15 protein-coding genes are annotated in these 20,622 nt (G+C 61.8%); 10 read left to right on the forward strand and 5 right to left on the reverse strand.

Annotated elements, in window-relative coordinates; genetic code table 11:
- Positions 1 to 293 precede the first annotated feature (293 nt).
- From DOM57_RS12700 to DOM57_RS12730, 7 genes are all read left to right on the forward strand, one after another.
- Positions 294 to 1,271: a dipeptidase gene (locus DOM57_RS12700; RefSeq protein WP_110649601.1), complete on the forward strand. Its 978-nt coding sequence runs from the start codon at positions 294 to 296 to the stop codon at positions 1,269 to 1,271.
- Positions 1,272 to 1,432: 161 nt separating this feature from the next.
- Complete coding sequence (locus DOM57_RS12705; RefSeq protein ID WP_110649572.1) at positions 1,433 to 1,966, forward strand: DUF5943 domain-containing protein; 534 nt, start codon at positions 1,433 to 1,435, stop codon at positions 1,964 to 1,966.
- A gap of 87 nt (positions 1,967 to 2,053) precedes the next feature.
- Positions 2,054 to 4,111, forward strand: a complete 2,058-nt coding sequence (dgcA, locus tag DOM57_RS12710) for a dimethylglycine demethylation protein DgcA (RefSeq protein ID WP_110649573.1) — start codon at positions 2,054 to 2,056, stop codon at positions 4,109 to 4,111.
- A gap of 191 nt (positions 4,112 to 4,302) precedes the next feature.
- Positions 4,303 to 6,297, forward strand: coding sequence for a (Fe-S)-binding protein (locus DOM57_RS12715; protein ID WP_110649574.1), 1,995 nt, complete (start codon positions 4,303 to 4,305; stop codon positions 6,295 to 6,297).
- A complete protein-coding gene (locus DOM57_RS12720) occupies positions 6,294 to 7,628 on the forward strand; it encodes an electron transfer flavoprotein subunit alpha/FixB family protein (RefSeq protein ID WP_110649575.1) in 1,335 nt (444 codons plus the stop codon). Before DOM57_RS12715 ends, DOM57_RS12720 begins: the two co-directional genes overlap by 4 nt.
- Positions 7,615 to 8,475, forward strand: a complete 861-nt coding sequence (locus DOM57_RS12725; protein ID WP_110649576.1) for an electron transfer flavoprotein subunit beta — start codon at positions 7,615 to 7,617, stop codon at positions 8,473 to 8,475. The genes DOM57_RS12720 and DOM57_RS12725 overlap by 14 nt, the downstream gene beginning before the upstream one ends.
- A gap of 135 nt (positions 8,476 to 8,610) precedes the next feature.
- Positions 8,611 to 8,862 carry a hypothetical protein gene (locus tag DOM57_RS12730; RefSeq protein WP_110649577.1) on the forward strand — a complete coding sequence of 84 codons (252 nt, stop codon included), beginning with the start codon at positions 8,611 to 8,613 and terminating at the stop codon, positions 8,860 to 8,862.
- A 189-nt stretch (positions 8,863 to 9,051) separates the two neighbouring features.
- On the opposite strand, the gene fhuB is transcribed toward DOM57_RS12730, so the two are convergent.
- Positions 9,052 to 11,049 carry a Fe(3+)-hydroxamate ABC transporter permease FhuB gene (gene fhuB / locus DOM57_RS12735; protein ID WP_110649578.1) on the reverse strand — a complete coding sequence of 666 codons (1,998 nt, stop codon included), beginning with the start codon at positions 11,047 to 11,049 and terminating at the stop codon, positions 9,052 to 9,054.
- Complete coding sequence (locus DOM57_RS12740) at positions 11,046 to 11,963, reverse strand: ABC transporter substrate-binding protein (RefSeq protein ID WP_162619526.1); 918 nt, start codon at positions 11,961 to 11,963, stop codon at positions 11,046 to 11,048. Before DOM57_RS12740 ends, fhuB begins: the two co-directional genes overlap by 4 nt.
- Positions 11,964 to 12,220: 257 nt before the next feature.
- Between DOM57_RS12740 and DOM57_RS12745 the strand changes: the two genes are divergently transcribed.
- Together DOM57_RS12745 and DOM57_RS12750 are read left to right on the forward strand one after the other, a co-directional pair.
- Entirely contained in the window at positions 12,221 to 14,329 is a 2,109-nt protein-coding gene (locus DOM57_RS12745) for a TonB-dependent siderophore receptor (protein ID WP_110649580.1), read from the forward strand.
- A 242-nt stretch (positions 14,330 to 14,571) separates the two neighbouring features.
- Positions 14,572 to 16,758 (forward strand): TonB-dependent receptor, encoded by a 2,187-nt coding sequence (locus DOM57_RS12750; protein ID WP_110649581.1) that lies wholly within the window; start codon positions 14,572 to 14,574, stop codon positions 16,756 to 16,758.
- A 61-nt stretch (positions 16,759 to 16,819) separates the two neighbouring features.
- Here the strand turns inward: DOM57_RS12750 and DOM57_RS12755 are convergent, their stop codons facing one another.
- The 3 genes from DOM57_RS12755 to DOM57_RS12765 form a co-directional block, all read right to left on the reverse strand.
- Positions 16,820 to 17,356: an RES family NAD+ phosphorylase gene (locus DOM57_RS12755; protein ID WP_204352963.1), complete on the reverse strand. Its 537-nt coding sequence runs from the start codon at positions 17,354 to 17,356 to the stop codon at positions 16,820 to 16,822.
- Complete coding sequence (locus DOM57_RS12760) at positions 17,353 to 17,712, reverse strand: XRE family transcriptional regulator (protein WP_110649582.1); 360 nt, start codon at positions 17,710 to 17,712, stop codon at positions 17,353 to 17,355. The genes DOM57_RS12755 and DOM57_RS12760 overlap by 4 nt, the downstream gene beginning before the upstream one ends.
- A gap of 145 nt (positions 17,713 to 17,857) precedes the next feature.
- Entirely contained in the window at positions 17,858 to 19,147 is a 1,290-nt protein-coding gene (locus DOM57_RS12765) for an aromatic ring-hydroxylating oxygenase subunit alpha (RefSeq protein ID WP_110649583.1), read from the reverse strand.
- Positions 19,148 to 19,509: 362 nt separating this feature from the next.
- Between DOM57_RS12765 and DOM57_RS12770 the strand changes: the two genes are divergently transcribed.
- Positions 19,510 to 20,610: an FAD-binding oxidoreductase gene (locus tag DOM57_RS12770; protein ID WP_110649584.1), complete on the forward strand. Its 1,101-nt coding sequence runs from the start codon at positions 19,510 to 19,512 to the stop codon at positions 20,608 to 20,610.
- The last annotated feature ends 12 nt before the right edge of the window (positions 20,611 to 20,622 follow it).

Raw genomic sequence — 20,622 nt, forward strand, 5'->3', positions numbered from 1 at the left:
TTCGATAAAAAGAACGTTCGTTATATCGAACGTTTTAGCGGCGGGATCGCGCCTTGTCAACACGACCTGTGGGTCAGCGAAGCGTGGCGCTTGTCGTGCAGAGACATTTCGCGATGGCGCAATCGGAACACTAGGATTCGTTTTCGGTCGGCGGGCCGTGAAGGCTCGGGGATATGCTGCGCGAAACGGCCGCCTTCGATGTTTCCAATTCCAACAGGGAAGCGCTGCACTCGCCCGCACGGACATCGGCGCAGTGTTTCCGCGAGGGCGGCACAACCGAGGAGGAGTTCCGCATGTCGACGTCATCTGTGCACGACGATGCCATCATCATCGATGGTCTGATCATCGCCAAATGGGACCGCGCCCTGTTCGAGGATATGCGCAAGGGGGGAGTGACCGCCGCCAACTGCACGGTATCGGTATGGGAGGATTTCGAGTCCACCGTCGACAACATCGTCGCCGTCAACCAGCTGATGCGCGACAGCGCCGAACTGGTGCGCCCGGTGCTGACGACCCGCGACATCACCCGCGCCAAGGAGGAGGGCAAGACCGGCATCATCCTCGGCTTCCAGAACACCTACGCCTTCGAGGACAAGCTGGGCTACGTCGAGGTGTTCAAGAAGCTCGGCGTGGGCATCGCCCAGATGTGCTACAACACCCAGAACCTGGTCGGCACCGGCTGCTACGAGCGCGACGGCGGGCTTTCCGGCTACGGCCGCGAAGTGATCGCCGAGATGAACCGGGTCGGCATGATGTGCGATCTCTCCCACGTCGGCTCCAAGACCTCCGAGGAGGTCATTCTCGAATCGTCGAAACCGGTCTGTTACTCCCACTGCCTGCCGACCGGGCTCAAGGAACACCCCCGCAACAAGAGCGACGAGGAGCTCAAGTTCATCGCCGACCACGGCGGCTTCGTCGGCGTCACCATGTTCACGCCCTTCCTCAAGGCCGGAGTCAACGCCACCATCGAGGATTACGTCGAGGCGATCGTCTACATCATGAATATCGTCGGCGAGGACGCCATCGGCATCGGCACCGACTTCACCCAGGACCAGGACGAAGCCTTCTTCGAGTGGCTGACTCACGACAAGGGCTATGCCCGCCGCCTGACCCGCTTCGGCGAGATCATCAACCCCAAGGGTATCCGCACCATCGGCGAGTTTCCCAACCTCACCCAGGCGCTGCTGGACCACGGCCTTTCCGAGCCGGTGGTACGCAAGATCATGGGGGAGAATTGGGTGCGTGTGTTGAAGGACGTCTGGGGCGAGTAAAGAGCGGAGAGATAAGAGGGAAGGAAGGAAGAGGGAAGGAGTCTTCTTAAATCTTCAAGGTGCGACGAGCCGTACTTCCTTCCTATAGCGGCGTAGCCGCGCTCACCTCTACCCCCGTTTCGCCGCGACACTGCAAGTTTCAAAAAACGAGGAAGACTGCCATGACCCTAATGGCTCCCGAACTGCCGATCGACGTCGATAGCGACACCGGCGTGTGGACCACCGATGCGTTGCCGATGCTCTACGTGCCGCGCCATTTCTTCATCAACAACCATATCGCGGTGGAGGAGGCGTTGGGTGTCGAGGCCTACGCGAAAATTCTCTACGACGCCGGTTACAAGTCGGCCTGGTACTGGTGCGAGAAGGAGGCCGAGCTGCACGGCCTCGAAGGCGTGGCGGTATTCGAGCACTACATGAATCGCCTGTCGCAGCGCGGCTGGGGCAAGTTCATCACCGAGGAGATCGATCTCGCCGAAGGGACCGCCCGGGTGCGGCTGGAGCACTCCTGCTTCGTCTACCAGCTCGGCAAGACCGGCACCAAGGTCGACTACATGTTCACCGGTTGGTTCGCCGGCGCCATGGATCAGATCCTCGAAGCGCGAGGCAGCAGCGTTCGTACTCGTGCGGAGCAGACGCAAAGTGGCGCCGAGGAGGGATGTGATGTCGGTTACTTCGTCGTGAAACCCAAAAACTGACCGTTTTCGTCAATCGGCATCGCCAATGACTCGGCGTGTGATGAATTCAAGCAGCCCCGCCAGAGGGTGGAGAGGAGATGACCGGCCATGGCCCACGAAGCTTTATTCAAGCCGATCCGGATCGGCAAGCTGACCATTCGTAACCGGGTCGTCAGTACCGCCCACGCCGAGGTCTACGCCACCGATGGCGGCATGACCACCGAGCGTTACGTCAAGTACTACGAGGAGAAGTCGAAGGGCGGCTGTGGTCTGTGCATCTGCGGCGGGTCGTCGCCGGTTTCCATCGACAGCCCTCAACAATGGTGGAGTTCGGTCAATGTCTCGACCGACCGCATCATTCCGCATTTCCAGAATCTTGCCGATGCGGTGCACAAGCACGGCGGCAAGATCATGATCCAAATCACCCACATGGGGCGGCGCTCGCGCTGGGATGGCTACCACTGGTCGACGTTGCTGTCGCCTTCCGGCATTCGCGAGCCGGTCCATCGTGCGACGTGCAAGACCATCGAGGAAGAGGAAATCTGGCGCATCATCGGCGATTTCGCCCAGGGCGCGCGCCGGGTCAAGGAGGGCGGGCTGGATGGTTGCGAGCTCTCCGCCGTGCATCAGCATCTGATCGACCAGTTCTGGAGTCCACGGGTCAACAAGCGCACCGACCAGTGGGGCGGCAGCTTCGAGAATCGCATGCGCTTCGGCATGGAGGTGTTGAAGGCGGTGCGCGCCGAGGTCGGCGATGACTTCTGCGTCGGCATGCGTATCTGCGGCGACGAGTTCCATCCCGACGGCCTCTCCCACGATGACATGAAGCGGATCGCCGCTTACTACGACGCCACCGGCATGGTCGACTTCTTCGGCGTGGTCGGTTCCGGCTGCGATACCCACGATACGCTCGCCAACGTCATCCCCAACATGTCCTACCCGCCGGAACCGTTCCTGCACCTGGCGGCGGGCATCAAGGAAGTGGTTTCGGTGCCGGTGATTCATGCCCAGAACATCAAGGACCCGACTCAGGCCGAGCGCGTGCTGGAAGGCGGATACGTCGATCTGGTCGGCATGACCCGCGCGCATATCGCCGAACCGCATCTGATCGCCAAGATCAAGGCCGGCGAGACCGACCGCATTCGCCAGTGTGTGGGCGCCAACTACTGCATCGACCGTCAGTATCAGGGGCTCGACGTGCTGTGCATCCAGAACGCCGCCACCTCGCGGGAGTACATGGGCCTGCCGCACATCATCGAGAAATCCAGCGGTCCCAGGCGCAGGGTCGTCGTGGTCGGCGGCGGTCCCGGTGGCATGGAAGCGGCGCGAGTCGCCGCCGAGCGTGGTCACGACGTCACCCTGTTCGAGGCCGAGGCCCAACTGGGCGGCCAGATCACGCTCGCCGCGAAGGCGCCACAGCGCGACCAGATCGCCGGCATCACCCGCTGGTACGAGATGGAGCTTTCGCGCCTCGGCGTCGATCTCAAGCTCGAAACGCGGGCCGACGACTCGATGATCCGCGATCTGCAACCGGACGTGGTGATCCTCGCCAATGGCGGCCATCCGTTCCTGGAGCAGGTTCCCGAATGGGGTGCGGAGGAGGGGCTGGTTGTCAGCAGTTGGGACATTCTCTCCGGCAAGGTCGCACCGGGTGGCAACGTGCTGATTTTTGATTCCATGTGCGAATTCAGTGGCATGTCGACAGCGGACTTTTGCGCCAGCAAGGGCGCCACGGTGGAGATCGTCACCGACGATACCAAGCCCGGCGTGGCGATCGGCGGCACGACGTTTCCGACCTACTACCGCAGCCTCTATCAGAACGCGGTGGTGATGACCGGCGATCTGGCACTACAGAAGGTCTACCGCGAAGGCGACAAGCTGGTGGCACTTTTGGAGAACGAATACACCGGCGAGCACGAGGAACGCGTGGTCGACCAGGTGATCGTCGAAAACGGCGTGCGGCCGGACGAGGCGCTCTACTACGCACTCAAGGAGCGCTCGCGCAATCGCGGGCAGATCGACCTCGAAGCGCTGTATGCAATCAAGCCGCAGCCCACATTGGCGGAAAATGGAGAATTTGCGCTGTTCCGGCTGGGGGATTGCGTGGCGCCGAGGAATACGCATGCGGCGATCTATGATGCGCTGCGGCTTTGTAAGGATCTTTGAAGAAGGAAGGCATAAGCGCCGCCGCGCGGCTAGAAGAAGGAAGTACGGAGTGAAGCGCCGCTGCGCGGCTAGAAGAGAGAAGTACGGTGCTTCGCACCTTGAAGATATAAGAAAACTTCTTCTCTCTTCCTTCTTCTCTCTTCCTTCTTCTCTCTTCCTTCTTCGTTCTTGTCGTCTTCCGGGAGCACAACATGTTGCAGACGCTACTGCCGATACTGATCTTCGCTTCGCTGATCATGGGCGCGATCGGTGCGCTGCGCCGCGTTCGCTTATGGCGCCAGGGGCGGCGCACGCCGGTCGTGTGGCGAAACCTTTTGTTGATGCCGAAACGCTATCTGGTCGATCTGCACCATATCGTCGCCCGCGACAAAGCGATGGCGCATACCCACGTGGCGACGGCAGGCGGTTTCGTCGCGGCGATGGCGTTGGCGCTCATCGTGCATGGCTTCGGCTGGCGCAACCCGCTCCTCGGCGGCTTGCTGTTGGCGTCGAGTCTGGTGATGTTCGTGGGTGCCCTGGCGGTCAATCGCCGGCGTCTTCATCCGCCCGAGAAGCTGTCGAAAGGTCCATGGCAGCGGCTTTCCAAGAGCCTGCTCGCCTACTCGGTGGGGATGTTGCTGGTCAGCCTGCCGCTGGTCGGCGTGGCTCCGACGTTGCTGGGCGGCGGCGTGCTGGCCGTCGCGTTGACCGCGCTGGTCGCCTGGGGCGTGCTCGAACTCGTCGTCGGCATGGGTTGGGGCGGGCCGATGAAGCACGCCTTCGCCGGCGCGATGCACCTGGCTTTTCATCGCCGTCCCGAGCGCTTCGACGATCAGCATTCGAATGCGCAACACGATGACCATCGCGGCAGCCGTTCGACGGCACTGTTCTCGCTGGACCTGACTGCCGAGAAGCTGGGGGTCGAAAAGCCGACGGATTTCCAATGGAATCAACTGCTGGGCTTCGATGCCTGCGTGCAGTGCGGCCGTTGCCAGGCGGTCTGCCCGGCGTTCGCGGCGGGGCAGCCGCTCAATCCCAAGAAGCTGATTCAGGACATGGTCGTCGGCATGGCCGGCGGTTCTGACGCGCACTATGCCGGATCTCCATATCCGGGGATCGAGATGGGCAAACACCAGGGCGCACCGGATCAAGCCATCGTGCCGCAACTGGTCGAAGCCGAGACGCTGTGGGCCTGCACCACGTGTCGCGCCTGCGTCGAGGAGTGCCCGATGATGATCGAGCACGTCGATGCGATCGTCGACATGCGCCGTTTCATCACGCTGGAGCAGGGGGAAACGCCTCCGAGTGGCGCGGTAGCGCTCGAGAACCTGATCGCTACCGACAACCCGGGCGGACTCGACAACGCTTCGCGTCTCGACTGGGCGGCGGATCTCGATCTGCCGCGAATCCAGCAGCGGCCGGAAGGGGTCGACGTATTGCTGTGGCTGGGCGACGGTGCCTTCGACATGCGCAACCAGCGCACGCTGCGTGCGCTGATCAAGATTCTGCGTGCTGCCGATGTCGATTTCGCCGTGCTGGGGGAAGAGGAGCGCGACAGCGGCGACGTCGCCCGGCGGCTCGGCGACGAAGCCACCTTCCAGCGCTTGGCCAAGCGTAATATCGAGACGCTCGCCCGGTATCGCTTCCAGCGCATCGTCACCTTGGATCCGCACAGTTTCCATGTGCTGGGACGTGAATATCCCGCCTTCGGTGGCGACTACACCGTTCTGCACCATTCCACCTTCATCGCCGAGCTGTTCGACGCCGGCCGGCTGAGCGTCAAGCCTTCCGAGCAGCGCGAAACGATCACCTATCACGACCCCTGCTATCTCGGTCGCTACAACGGCGAGTTCGACGCGCCACGCCGGGTGCTGGCGGCGCTGGGCATCGAGGTCGCGGAGATGGCGCGTTCCGGCTTTCGCTCGCGCTGTTGTGGCGGCGGCGGTGGCGCGGCGCTCTCCGACGTGCCCGCCGATTTACCAGGTCGCGCGCGCATTCCCGACATGCGCATGGACGACGTGCGCGCCACCGGCGCCGCCACGGTGGCGGTGGCCTGTCCACAATGCACCGCGATGCTGGAGGGCGTCGTCGAACCACGGCCCCAGGTTCGCGACCTGGCGGAACTGGTCGCCGAGGCATTGATCGAGTCGCATGAAGCGATGCCTGTTTCGAATCCCAACGAGACGCTGGAAGAGGTGCCGGCATGAGTATCAGGCGCATCGACCCCCACGCCGAGCGAATTCGTCGCAACCGGTTGCATCCGCGCCATCATGAGCTGGTCCGGCCGGCCTGGCGCTGGACCAGCGCCGAGGGCGTGACGCGAATCGATCCGCACGCCCTGGGCGCCATCGGCCCCAACGGCATCAAGCGGATCGACCGCAGCGGCGGCGCCGTCGATGCCGGCCCCGCTGTGGCAAGAGAGGCGGCAAGACAGGACGAGGCCGTACCATCACGTCGCCCAGTGACGATCGACGAACCAGCGGGGTACGTCATGGTCGTGCCGGAGTGCCTGGAAGGGCGACTGAGCGATCATGACCGCGATCTGTTCGGCCTGGCGCATCAGCTCGCCGAGGATCGGCAGGTGGCGGTAGTCGCCGTGACGTTCCAGCCGGCGCTGGAAGGGCTCGAAGAGGCTGGCGCCGACCGCTGGCTCGATCTCTCCGCGTTGGTGGCCGACGGCTATGCGCCGGAGGCCCGGCTGGCGGCGCTGCTGGCGGTGGAAACGGCATTCTCGCCGCGCCATTGGCTGTTCGCCGACACCTTCCCCGGTGGCGGCGATCTCGGCCGGCGATTGGCGGCGAAGCTGGCATTGAGTGGAGAACGGGAAGACGAACGCGTCGCGGCGGGCGTATGGCAAGTGGCCGACGGCCAGTGCCTGTCGCGGGCCGCGGATCGCCAGGATATCCAACGCCGGCTACCGCGCATACTGCTGGCGCTGGCGGAGTGCGCCGAGCCGCTCAGCGAGACGCGCCATGAAGCGCGGCCGCTGACGCTCGAAGCCCGGTTTCAATCCTCGTTTCAATCTTCAATGGCCGAGCCCGGCGAGGCCGGTATCGTCGATCGCGGCCGGGTGGCGGTCGATCCGCAGCGGATTCCGCTTGCGCAAGCCCCGTTCATTCTCTCCGCCGGGCGCGGCATCGGCGATTGGGAAGGGTATCACCATGCCGCCCGCGTGCTTGGCGCCAGCGAGGGCGCTTCGCGTGTCGCGGTGGACGACGGCCATATGCCGCGTGCGCGACAGGTCGGTGCCACGGGGACTTTCGTTTCCGCCGGTTGTTATGTCGCCGTGGGGATTTCCGGCGCCGTTCAGCATCTGCAGGGCATCACCAAATGCCAGCGGGTCGTCGCGATCAACAGCGACCCCGGCTGCGACATGGTCAAACGCGCCGATCTGGCGATCATCGCCGATGGCGACGCCGTGCTGGCGGCGGTGTGCGAGCGGCTGGGCCAGCCGCGTGCTGCCGAGCCGTCCGAAGCTGTGCCAGAGGCCGGGTCCGGGGCCTTGTCGAAAGAGGAGCGCCAGCATGTCGCAGCCTGAAAACGCTACCGCCGAAACCGTCGATGCCATCGGAACGGTCCATGCGCTGATATCCAGCGGCCGCCATCCGGTTTCCGGCCGCCCCGGTCGGGCGCGGGAAGACGCCCGCGCGGTGGAGATGGGGCTGACGCTGGCGGGAGCCGGATTGCATCTGGTGCATGCCGGCAACGCCGAGGAGCCGGCGCTGCGCGACTATCTGGGTATGTATCATGGGCTGGACGATTCCGCCGCTCGGGGAGAGCTGTCGCTGCTGCCGATGGCGGCCGAAGACGATGCGGTGCCGCCGCTGGCCCATTGGCTGGAAACGCAGGGCGCACGCATGGTGCTCACCGGGCAGCGCGCCGAATGCGGCGAAGGTTCCGGCATGTTGCCGTATCTGCTGGCCGAACGGCTCGGCTGGTCGCTGACGACCGGCGTCGCCGCCATCGAAGCGGTCGCAGCGACGCATGTCACCGTGTTGCAGGCGCTGCCCCAGGGACAGCGCCGGCGCCTGGACGTCCGGCTGCCATGCCTGATCGCCGTCGATGCCTGCGCGCCGGCGCCGCGCCAGAGCGCTTTTGGCCCGGCGCGACGGGGGAAGATCGAGATCGTCGAAGATGTGACGCCCGAGCGTGACGCGGCCCGGGCCGAATGGCAATGGCAGCCGGCACGTCCCCGGCCCAAGCGGCTCAAGGTGGTCAAGGCCACCAATGCGCGGGAGCGCTTTCGTGCGGCGGCGGCCAAGTCGTCGGCCGCCAACGGTCAGGTATTGAGCGATCTCACGCCCGAGCAGGCCGCCGACAAGCTGATCGCCTATCTGCGCGCCGAGAAGATTCTGGTCGATGACGACGAGCCGGCATCCGACTGACTGGCCGCCCTCTCGGCGTCGCGAGGGGGATTTTCCGGGTATCGACGCCGAGAGGGCGGTACGCTACATAGCAGATAGAGCGAGCGAAGCAATACGGGTGCAATACCGCAACGAGAATCGAACTGGAGGTGGGCAATGATGATCGTCGAACTCATCGATGGCGAAGACTTCCGCCAGCGACTGGTATCGCTGGGGGTACACATACCCGAAGAGGCATGCCCCGAGACCTGCGCGCGGCTGGCGGCCGGCTGCCATCGCGCCAAGGGCATTCCGGGGTTGGAGGATGCCGTGCGCGAGCTGATGCAGAAGAGCGATGTCATGCTGCCTTCGGTGAGACAGGCCATCGAACGTTACCTGTTGCCTATTTTTCAGGAAACCTCTGATTAACTATAGGGGCTCCCTAGCAGACCTGAAGCGTTTCCAGCGGTGGTTCAGGAAACGCTAAATAAATCGGCGAGCAGGATGAAGCGCAAGGCGCACGGAGCACAGCAACCGGAGCCTATGGGGTATAGGTGAGGATTGCGCGCACCGCGCAACGCAGCGATTCGCCTGCGCAGACATTTATGTAGTGTTTCTTCACAACCGCCGCAGTCCCCACATGAAATAGAGCCCGCCGATCAGCGCGGCGACCAGGCCGGCCGGCAACTGGTAGGGGAAAAACAGGTTCCGCCCCAGCCAGTCCGCCGCGACCATCACGATGATTCCCAGCAGCCCGGCGCCGATCAATTGATGCCGGGCGCCATGAAAGCCCATCAGGCGTGCCATGTGCGGTGCCAGCAGGCCGATGAAGGAGAGCGGGCCCACCACCAGGGTGGCGGCGACGGTCAGCAACGCCACCAGGCCGAGCAGCATCAGCCGGCTGCGATCCACGTCGACACCCAGCGCCTTGGCAGTGGGCGCTCCCAGCGGTAGCAACGTCAGCCAACGCTGCAGCGGTAGCACCAGAACGAAGAGCAGGGCGGCGATCGCCAGGACCCAGGCCATGGAAGCCAGGCTGGCGTAGTAGGTCGAGCCGGAGAGCCAGGCGAGCAGTTCCTCGGCACGGGGATCGTCGCTCGCGAGTACGATGGCGCGTAGTGCTTCCAGCAGCGAGGAGATCGCGATACCGGTCAGCAGCAGCCGCTCGGGAGCGAAACCGCTGCGACGATTACAGATGACCAGCACCAGCAGCGCCACCACCGCGCCGCAAAATCCGGTCACCGAACTGCTCAGCGGGGCCACTCCCAGCGGCAACAGCATTAGCGTGATCACGCCGATCGCCACGCCGGCGCTGATGCCGAGCACTTCCGGGCTGGCCATGGGATTGCCGGTCATGCGTTGCAGCAGGGTACCGGCGACCGCCAGCATCAGGCCGGCGGCGGCGGCCGTCCCCACCCGGGGGAGGCGCCAGTCGATGACCAGTGACAGATCGTGCCAGCCCGCCCATGCCAGCTGCGCTTGCCGGCCGTCGACGGCGAACCCCAGGCCCAGCGCCAGCAGTACCGCGACGATGGCGATCGCTCCCAGCAGCCAGAGACGCCGCCGGGGTTCGGCGCGGCGCGGCAGGGTCAGACCGCTGCTCGGTGTCGGACGCGAACCGCCGAGTTTCAATCGTGGCAACAGCCATAGCAGCAATGGCGCGCCCAGCGCTGCCGTCATCGCGCCGGTCGGCAGCAGCGAGGCCGTCAGCGGGGTCATCTGTTGAACCACCAGATCGGTCAACGTCAGCAGCAGCGCGCCGATCATCATCGACCAGCCCAGCCGCTGCCCCAGCGTGCGGGCGCCGGCCAGGCGCGCGATGGCCGGCGCGGCCAGCCCGATGAAGCCGATCAGGCCGACGGCGCTGACCACGCAGGCGGTCATGAAAATGCCGAGCCCCAGTCCGGCGAAGCGCAGCTTGCGCAGCGAAATACCCAGGCTCTTGGCGCCTTCCTCCTCGAGATCGAGCAGCGACAGCGGGCGCAGCAGCGCCAGCGCCAACACCATCACGATCGCCAGGCGCAGCAGCAGGAAGCGGCTGTCGTTCCAATTATCCTGGGCCAGTGAGCCGGAACCCCAGATGAACAGGCCGGAGAGACTTTCCTGGTGGAAAAGCAGTAGGGCGCTGTTGATCGCACTGACGTAGAGGCTGACCACCATGCCGGAGAGCACGACCACCATCGGCGCCAGCCGGCGCTTCCAGGACAGCGCGAAGACCAGCAGCGTCGCGGCGATGCCGCCGGTTAGCGCGATCCACTCCCGCCCGGCCAGCATCCAGCCTGGCGCCCATAACGTGGCGATCACCAGTGCCAGTTGCGCACCGCTGGTCACGCCCAGTGTCGCCGGGGAGGCCAGTGGGTTGCGCAGCACCTGCTGCATCAGGCAGCCGGCCAGCGCCAGTGCGGCGCCGCTGAGCAGCGCGACGATCAGGCGTGGCGCGAAGGTGTAATGCAGCACGATCTGGCGGATGCGGCTTTCGTCCGGGGCGACGATCGCCTGCCACCAGTGACCGGCCAGGTCGCCGAAGTGCGTCTGTAGCGTGGCGTAACCGAGAATCAGCGCCACCAGCACCATGCCGACAACGAGCCACAGCGGCGAGCGTGCCAGTCGCGTCATTGATCCGCTCCGCTATTCACTCCAGCCCGCTCGTGCGCTATCACTTCGATCATGGATTTCGCCAGACGCTGCAGCGAGACCAGTCCGCCATAGGGCCAGATGGGATCGGTCTGGCTGACGCGTCCCTCGCGTACCGCCGGCAGATGTTGCCAGATCCGGTTGTCGGCGAGCTCGGAATCGACCTCTCGCGGGAAAGGCTTGATCACGATGATCCGGGCATCCGGGCGTTCGGCCAGTCGCTCGATGGAGATGGCGGCGTAGCCCCAGGCGTTGAGCGGGCCCGTCCAGGCGTTCTTCAACGCGGTGCGCGAGAACAGCGTGCCGACCATGTTGCCCTTGCCAAAGACCCTGACGTGCTGGGCATCGCTGAACTGGACGACGTAAACCGGTTCGGTGATGCCTTGCAGCCGCTTGGCCGCACTATCCAGCACCTTCTCGGTCTGGGCAATCAACGCTTCGGCCTGCGCTTGGTGGCCGGTCATTCGGCCGATCTCCCGAGTCATCTCGAGGGTCGCCGGATAGAAGGGCTGGCCGGAAAAGAAATTGTCCAGGATGCGTACCGGCATCATCCGCTCGAGACGCCGATTATCGCGAGAGAACAGACCGCTGGTCAGCAGCAGGTCAGGAGGATCCTGCGCCAACAGTTCCAGGTTGGGCTGATTGCGCAGCCCGATATCGATCGTCTCGTCGGGAATCGGCGGTTCCATCACCCATTTGCGGTAGTTAGGGATGTCGGAAACCGCATAAGGCGTCACACCGAGTGCCACCAGTGTTTCGGCGACGGTCCAGTTGGCGGCGGCGATTCGCGGCGTGGAGGCAGCCGGCACATTGGTACTGCCCAGCAGCAGCCAGACGCCCAGTAACAGCGTGATTCTGGTAACGAGGGCTGGACTGGAGGAGCGAACTCGCGGCAAGGCGGCTGATTCCTGACGGATGATGGCGGAGACGCCCGCCAGTTCCTGAACGCAGGCACCCGAGCGGGCCCCAAGCGAGCAACGGCCCGTGATGGTAGATCGAATGACAATCGTTATCAATCGAAGCGGCGGTTAATCCTGGTGGCTTGTAAGCTACTAAGAAACATTCTCATTTCCATTTCGATGGGCTTCCTTTAAACTTCGCCCAAACATCCAATCACAACCAATAACCACATAATTTCAAGGGGCTTCATTCAATGACGATCCGACAAGGTTCCGCCGTTCTGGGCGGTGTTCTGCTGAGTCTAAGTGGCGGGGCGTGGGCGCAGAACGACGCGGCGCCAGCCTCCGATACTGTTATTGTCACGAGTACTGCACTCAAGGTGGCAACTCTGCTGATGGAGACACCACGTTCCGCTTCTGTTGTGACAGGCCAGGATCTGGATGAGCGGGCGGTTGTCAAATATGATGAATCGCTCCAATACCGAGCCGGCGTCGTTTCGCAACCGTACGGATCCGATACCAACACTGATTGGTTTTTCCTGCGCGGCTTCAGTGCTGAAGGGTCCACCTTTCAAGATGGCCTCAAGGTTTTTCGCACCGGGGGGTATTTCTGGTGGTTGACCGAACCTTTTGGCTTGGAGCGTACCGAATATCTCAAGGGACCCGCTTCCATTCTTTATGGTGAGGCGCCTCCCGGCGGCATCATCAACGCGGTAAGCAAACGGCCCACGGATGAAAGTCAGGGATTATTCGAAATTCAAGGTGGTACGGACGAGCATCGTCAGGTGGGCGTCGACTCCTCGGGTCCGGTAGCGGGTACCGATGATATGCGATACCGCATCGTTGGCCTCTATCGGGAGGGCAATGGTGAACTTGATGGCACGGATTCGCAGCGATACTACTTTGCACCGAGCCTCGCCGTCGACCTATCGAACGATACTACGGTCACCTTCCTAGCAAGCATCCAGAAAGATACCGGTACACCGACCATCAACTTCTTTCCCGCCTATGGGACAGTCGAGGATACGCCATTCGGAAAGATCGACCCGAAAACCAACCTAGGCCAGCCCGACTACGATGATCTCGATCAACGCCAGGCCTCTCTGGGCTATGAACTAGAACACCGTATCAACGATACCTGGGAGTTCCAGCAGTATTTCCGCTACAGCAATCTCGATATGGATCTGAAACAGGTCTATCCCAATTCCTACGTAGCACCGGGTAGCCGGGTGGTGGATCGTGGTGTCATCGATCGCGATGGTGAGTACGACGCCATCTCCGTGGATAATCGCCTGATTGCCAAGACCTTCACGAAGAACACCGAGAACACGTTCCTCGTCGGCGCGGGCTATCAAAAGCTCTCACTCGATTATACGAATGCAGATAGCTTCAGAACGCTGGGAGACGGTTCCACGTTCTATCAGGCCATCGACTCGGTGGATATCTTCGATCCCGACCACGACAATTTCACGCCACCGGACACCGGTGACCCGACTGACCACAACGTTGATAACGAGCAGATCGGTGCTTACGTCCAGAATCAGTTAAGACTTTTCGATCGTTGGATTTTTCTGGCTGGTGCCCGTTACGATAGCGTGAATGGAACCGACAGGTTCAGCGATATGACGGGGAGTTCATCGGAGGGCTACAACGACAGCCAGGTTTCTCTGACCGGGGGCATTATGTATCTGGCCGACAACGGCCTATCACCCTATATCAGTTACAGCGAATCCTTCACACCTTTGGCCAGTCTGGATAACAGTGGTAATAGCTACAAGCCTCTGGAAGGGAAGCAATATGAGGTCGGGCTCAAGTATGCACCGCCCGGCTTCGATGGCTATTTCACTCTGGCTGCGTTCGACCTAAAAGAAGACAACACACTAATTCCCAACGAACTCGGCGTACAGCGCCAGGTCGGGGAGCGGCAATCGAGAGGGATTGAACTGGAGGGTGTGGGCTATTTGACCGATGCTTTGCGCTTCACGGCCTCCTACACCTACACCGATACCCGCGTCGATATCAATGACACGACCCTCAAGGACCAACGCGCACCACTGATCCCGTATCATATGGCGTCGGCCTGGCTTGATTACGATATGCATCGGTTCGTTGATGGCCTGTCCGTGGGGGGCGGCTTGCGTTACATGGGTGAATCCGCGAACAGCGCCGACGCATCGGCGAATTATACGGTGCCGTCCTATACCTTGGTGGACGCGATGGTGCGGTACGATATCGACTCGAACTGGACCGTTCAGGTTAATGCGAAGAACCTTACTGACAAGGAGTATCTCAGCGGCTGTGACTTCTATTGTTACTACGGTGCCTCACGCAGTGTGATTGGTAGTTTGAAGTACCGTTGGTAAATCACTTGCTGTACTGAATACAAGCCCGGCCTAGCGCCGGGCTTTTCGTAATCCACCGCAATGCAACAGCGTGAAAGGGGCGCCGATCTAGGGTGTGAACTAATCCATGTTCTGACCCCGGCAATGCGCCTTAAATATGAATCGTTATTTTTTGATAATGATTATTGTTTGCTTTATGCTTCGGTGCCGATAGAATCAGCGCTTTCTCCGCTCGCAATGGGACAACAAGGCACCAGGGGAACATGAAGCAGATCAACAAATCGTCCAGGCATAGCACCCGGCAGCGTCGAATCCTGTGGCTCGCGGCGGCGGTGAGTGCGCCGTCGCTGGCTCTGCAGTCTTGGGCCCTGCCGGCCTGGGCGCAGACGGCGACGGATGACAACCAGTCGCTCGATACCGTGACGGTGGTAGGCACGGTGCCCACTTATGGCGATACGCCGCCACCCGCCTACGCCGGTGGTCAGGTGGCCGCCGGCGGGCGCATCGGCATCCTTGGTGAGAAGGATGCAATGGACGTGCCGTTCAACGTCATCAGTTATACCAGCGATCTGATCGAGAACCAGCAGTCCCAGACGTTGGGCGATACGTTGCAGAACGATGCCTCGGTGATGGTGGGCAAAGGTTTTGGCAACTACTCGGAATCGTTCAAGATACGCGGCCTCGATATCAACGGTGACGATGTCGCCTACGGCGGACTGTATGGCGTGCTGCCGCGCCAGATCGTGCTGAGCGATGTCGCCGAACGGATCGAGGTACTCAAGGGGGCCAGCGCCTTTGCTTCCGGAATTCCTGTCGGGGGGACCGGTGGCGTGGGGGGAACGATCAACATCGAACCCAAGCACGCCACCGACGAGCCGATCCTCAAGCTTTCCACCGGCTACACCTCGGACAGCTATGGTGAGGTCGGCATCGATGCCGGGCGCCGCTTCGGCGACCAGAAGCAGTTCGGCGCGCGTATCAGCGCCAGCCGAGGCCGCGGCGACATGGCGATCGACGATGAAGAACGTCGCAATACCTCGGTGGTGGTGGGGTTGGATTATCGCGGCGAGCGTGGGCGTGTGCTGTTCGATATCGGCCATCAGAAGTCGATAGTCAATGGCGGGCGCTCCATGGTGAGCCTGGGGGCGTTGGCCGATGTGCCGGATGCACCGGATTCCACCACCAACTATACCCCTTCATGGGCAGGTACGCGCCTGGAAACCAATTTCGCCATGTTGCGCGGCGAGTACGACATTAACGATGCCTGGACGGCCTATGCTGCCGTTGGAGGCAACAAGACCCTGGAATCCGGTGTCTATGCGTCTCCCACTGTCAACGATGCCAATGGTGATGCTTCGGTATCGTTGCCCATGGATGCCGTTTGGAAATCGAAAAGCTTTGCCAGCCAGGCGGGCGTACGAGGCGATTTCGACACCGGCCCGGTCAGCCATCAGCTCAACCTGGGCTATTCCAGCATTTACCAGGATAAATACGATGGCGAGTGGAAGATGGCCAACCTGAATGGGGAAACCAATATTTACCACCCCAGGGACATTGCCGCTCCTGATTGGTCATCCATTGCCTTTTCAGGGGATACGTTGAGAACGACCCGGGTTGATGGCGTGACCTTGTCCGATACGCTGGGCTTTCTCGATGAGCGTGTATTGCTGACCCTGGGAGCGCGTTACCAGGAACTGGATATCGATGACCATGCGGGTTCTCAAGAAAGAGGGCACCGTGTGACACCTGCCTACGGCATCGTGGTCAAGCCGACACAGCATATTTCGCTCTATGCCAACCATGTCGAAGGCCTGCAAACCGCGGGTGCAAGTGCTCTACCAGAACCGCCACAGCCGTTGGGCATCATTCACGCCAAGCAGAACGAAGTCGGCGCCAAGTTTGACTATGACACCCTTGGTGGTGGCATTAGCCTGTTCGAAATCAAAAAACCAGGCGACCAGGAGTCTTCCAACACAGTTGTGCAGGACGATCAACGTACTCGTGGCCTTGAACTGAGCCTTTATGGCGCGCCTATGTCGGGTGTGCGCCTGCTGGGTAGCGCGACTTGGCTGGATGCAGAGTTGACCAAGACAAAGGATGGTGCCATCGAAGGTAACGATATTCCTGGCGTGGCTAGTTACCGCTACGTGCTGTATGGCGAGTGGGATATTCCCCATGTCGATCGTCTGACCGCTACCGGCCGTGTGATTCGTACCGGTTCGCAGTATGCGGATAAGGCCAATGATCTGGAATTGGATCCTTGGACTCGTTTGGACCTCGGCCTGCGCTACACCATGCCGGTGGGCGACGCCGACTGGATCTGGCGCGCGGGTATCGACAACGTCACCGACGAGGATTACTGGGCATCGGCCTCGACCGTGTGGCCTAACTCGTATCTAGTCCAAGGCGAGCCGCGTACCTTCAAGCTCTCGGCCACCGTCGAGTTCTGACCCGCGTTCGATTCGCGATAGCGATTGAGGCGCTTCCCGGCCGGGAAGCGCCTTTTTTGATTCATCCGGAGTCTGGCCCGGAAAGCCGATCCTGGTCGTCTATCACACGAACCTTGGTGGGCCTTCCGCGAGTCCACTTCCAGAACACGATATTGATGTCACGATCAGTGGCGCCCTTCGCTTGAGATGGCACTCGAATACCGGCAAAGCCCTCATGGATCAATTGCTCGGCGATCTCCCACGCAATGACGGGTTGGCGGTGAATTTTCTTTTCCAACCAGGCCTCGTGCATCCATTCCTCGGGATTGGGACGAACGCGCTCGCGGATTGCGGGGTCACATAGGTCAAGTAGCGGGCCACAGTCGACCTCATAGGTGCATAGCGTCAACGGCTGTGTCTTGAACGGGAAGCCTTGCTGAGCTTCAAGCCAGGCGGTTTCGAACCGCTCGCTCGTGTACAGGGCCGGTAGGCCAACCGGGTTCCAGCGCCCTCCGTTGAGGGCGGCTCCTGTTCCGGATTCCGGTTCATGCTGCCAGCGAGGGTTGTGGCCCCGATAAACGAGTCCGTGGTAACGAAACCCAAGCGCCAGCAGGCTCACGCATAGCCTCCCTCGGCAATGTGAGAGAGATAAGCCCGAACGTCATCGGCCCGGCCACGGCTAACGAGCTCTTCCGCGGTGAGGTCGCCGAGGGGGGCGATTGGATAGGTGCGGTACCAGGACCAGGCGCCACTGATTGATCCTGCCCAAGGCTCGATGCGCTTGAGAATCTCCATCGCCTGGCGGAGTCGTTGTTGCGTCGAGACGGAATGCAAACGGTCTTTGCGGATGATGGCGGTGTGGCTCAGGCCGATCGCGTTTGCGAATTCGCGCTTTGTGATGTGCAGATCGTCCAGCAGGGTGTCAGTCGCGATATAGCCTTCGTGATCCACCATCTCACGGATTTCGGTATTCATGCCTGTCACCTTATTTGACGTTTATATGCGTCAATATAGGTGTCGTCTCGATATTCGTCAAAGTCAAAGATAGAGACAGCAAGCTCGCCCCCTGCTTGCGAGGGGGCGGTTCAGGAGTCTTTGCTTCGTTGCGGGTCGCCTGGCGTTATTGCGCGGCGACTTGCAGGGTTGCGGGCGAGTCGACACCGAGATTGGCGCGCAGGGTTTCACTGTACCAGTCGATGAAGTCGATCACGCCGAACTCATAGGTCTTGGAGTAGGGCCCGGGCTGGTAAGCCAGCGAGTTGATGCCGAGCTGGTTTTCCTCGGCCAGACGGCGATCCTGGTCGTTGGTGGCGTCCCACACGTAGCGCAGGCGCTCGGGGTCGTAGTCGACACCCTCGACGGCATCCTTGTGTATTAGCCACTTGGTGGTGACCAGCGTTTCCTGCGGGCCCAGCGGAAGCACGCGGAAGACCACGGCGTGATCGCCCATGAAGTGATTCCAGGAATTGGGCAGATGCAGGATGCGCAGCGAGCCCATGTCCGGGCTGGTCAGGCGTCCCATCAGCTTGTTGCAGCCGGGCTTGCCATCGATGGTCATGGAGACCACGCCGTCCAGCAGCGGCGTGCGGGTGAGGCGGTTGCGCTTGCCGAAGCGGGCCAACTGCCATGGCACCTCGCAGGCGGTCCAGTCGGCCTGCTTGCGTGCCACCAGTTCACGGTATTCGTCGGTGGAGCGCGGGTCGTCGGTGTCGTCGAACTCGATCAGCGAGTTGAGCAGCTCCGGATGCGCGCCGTTGCAGTGGTAGCATTCGCGATTGTTCTCGATCACCAGCTTCCAGTTGGCGCGCTCGACGATATTGGACTCGACCGCGACCTTGACGTTGTCCATCTCGTAGGGCGAAAGATAGTGTTCGAGCGACACCAGGAAGTCGTCGATCGGCTCGGGATTCTCGCTCAGGTTGACGAACACGAAGCCACCGGCGCTCTTGACCGCGACCGGCTTGAGTCCGTAGGCACTCATGTCGAAGTCGTCGCCCATGTCGCTGCCGGCGAACAGCAGGCGGCCGTCGAGCTCGTAGGTCCATTGATGGTAGGGACAGACCAGCTTGGCGACCTTGCCCTTGTCCTTGAGGCAGAGTCGCGAGCCGCGATGGCGGCAGACGTTGTGGAAGGCGTGGATGCGATTCTCGGCGCCGCGTACCACGATGACCGAGTTACTGCCGATTTCGACCTTGAAGAAGTTGCCCTTGGCGGGAATCTCGCAGCTCATCCCGGCGAACAGCCACTGCTTCTCGAAGATTTCCTGCATGTCGAGCGTGAACAGGCGCGGGTCGTTGTAGAACGGCTGCGGCAGGGAGAAGGTCGGGTCGCGTCGATCCAGCATTTCGGCCACGGCTACGCGGGTATCGGCTAGCGAATCCTCCAGGCTATCGCGTGGAAGTGGTGACATGGTCGCATCCTCATCGATGTCAGGGTTGTGGGTCTTTCCCGAGCACATCCGCGGGATCGACCGGGTGAAGGAGTGGCGGCAGCAACGATTTCATCCTTTCGGCGGAGTGTCGCCCAGGCGATGGATATGAAATTGTCCAGCCGCGACATTTGTCGATATCAGGACGACCCGCACCGGCGTTTCATGGCACGCATGCAAGGCTGTCCTTGCCATTGCTGGGGGTGGCTGGCATGCCCGTGTCGCTGAGGGGAAAGTCGCCCGGGGCCGGCGTGATCAGAATCCGCTGATACGGGTAATCCACCGGAAGCAGGCGACGAGTGGCGACGCCAAGTCGATGTTTCCCCTGATCGAGCGCGACGACGATGCAATTCTTCAATCCGGTCAATACGCAAACCTGGACCAACGGTCGCCATCAGGTGCGTTGCGTCAAGACGATCCAGGAAACTTGGAACGTGCGGACGTTCTGTTTCATGGCCGATCAACCGGTGATGTTCTTCTTCAAGCCGGGGCAGTTCGTCACGCTGGAACTGGAAATCGCCGGTCAGCCGGTGATGCGCTCCTACACCATCTCGAGTTCGCCCTCGATTCCCTACAGTTTCTCGATCACCGTCAAGCGCTTGCCCGGTGGCCAGGTTTCCAACTGGCTGCACGACAACCTCAAGGTCGGCGACGAGATGGTCGTGCACGGGCCGGTGGGGGATTTCAACGCCATCGACCATCCGGCGGAGAAGTTGCTGATGCTCTCCGGCGGCGTCGGTATCACGCCGCTGATGTCGATGACGCGCTGGTTCTTCGACACCAACGCGGCCGTCGATCTGGAGTTCGTGCACTGTGCCCAGGCGCCCAACGACATCATCTACCACCGTGAACTGGTGCACATGTTCTCGCGCCTGCCGGAGTTTCGCCTGCATATCGTGTGCGAGCGCAGCGACGAGTTGAGCCAGGCCTGGGCCGGTTTTCGGGGCTACCTGACACGCCAGATGCTGAGCCTGATGGCGCCGGACTACCTCGACCGCGAGGTGTTCTGCTGTGGCCCGGCGCCGTTCATGAAGGCGGTGCGCCAGGTGTTGGTGGAAGATGGCTTCGACATGTCTCGTTACCATCAGGAATCCTTTGGCGCCACGCCGCTGGACGTGCAGGAAGACGTACTGGAACTGGCCGAGCAGGCCGAGGCCAAGGCCGAAGAGGTCGATACCGCGGATTTGATACCGGTCGAGTTCACCGGCAGCGGCAAGAGCATCCGGGTCAGCGAGAACGACACCATTCACGTCGCTGCGGCACGCCTTGGATTGCACATTCCCAAGGCCTGCGGGATGGGCATTTGCGGCACCTGCCGGGTGCTGAAGCTCGAAGGCGAAGTGGAAATGGAGCACAACGGCGGTATCACCGAAGAGGACGAAGCCGAAGGGTACATCCTATCGTGCTGCTCGAAGCCGAAGGGCAAGGTCGTCATCGATTTTTGACCCGGCTGCGCC

Source organism: Salinicola peritrichatus, from assembly GCF_003206715.1.
Taxonomy (GTDB): Bacteria; Pseudomonadota; Gammaproteobacteria; order Pseudomonadales; family Halomonadaceae; genus Salinicola; species Salinicola peritrichatus.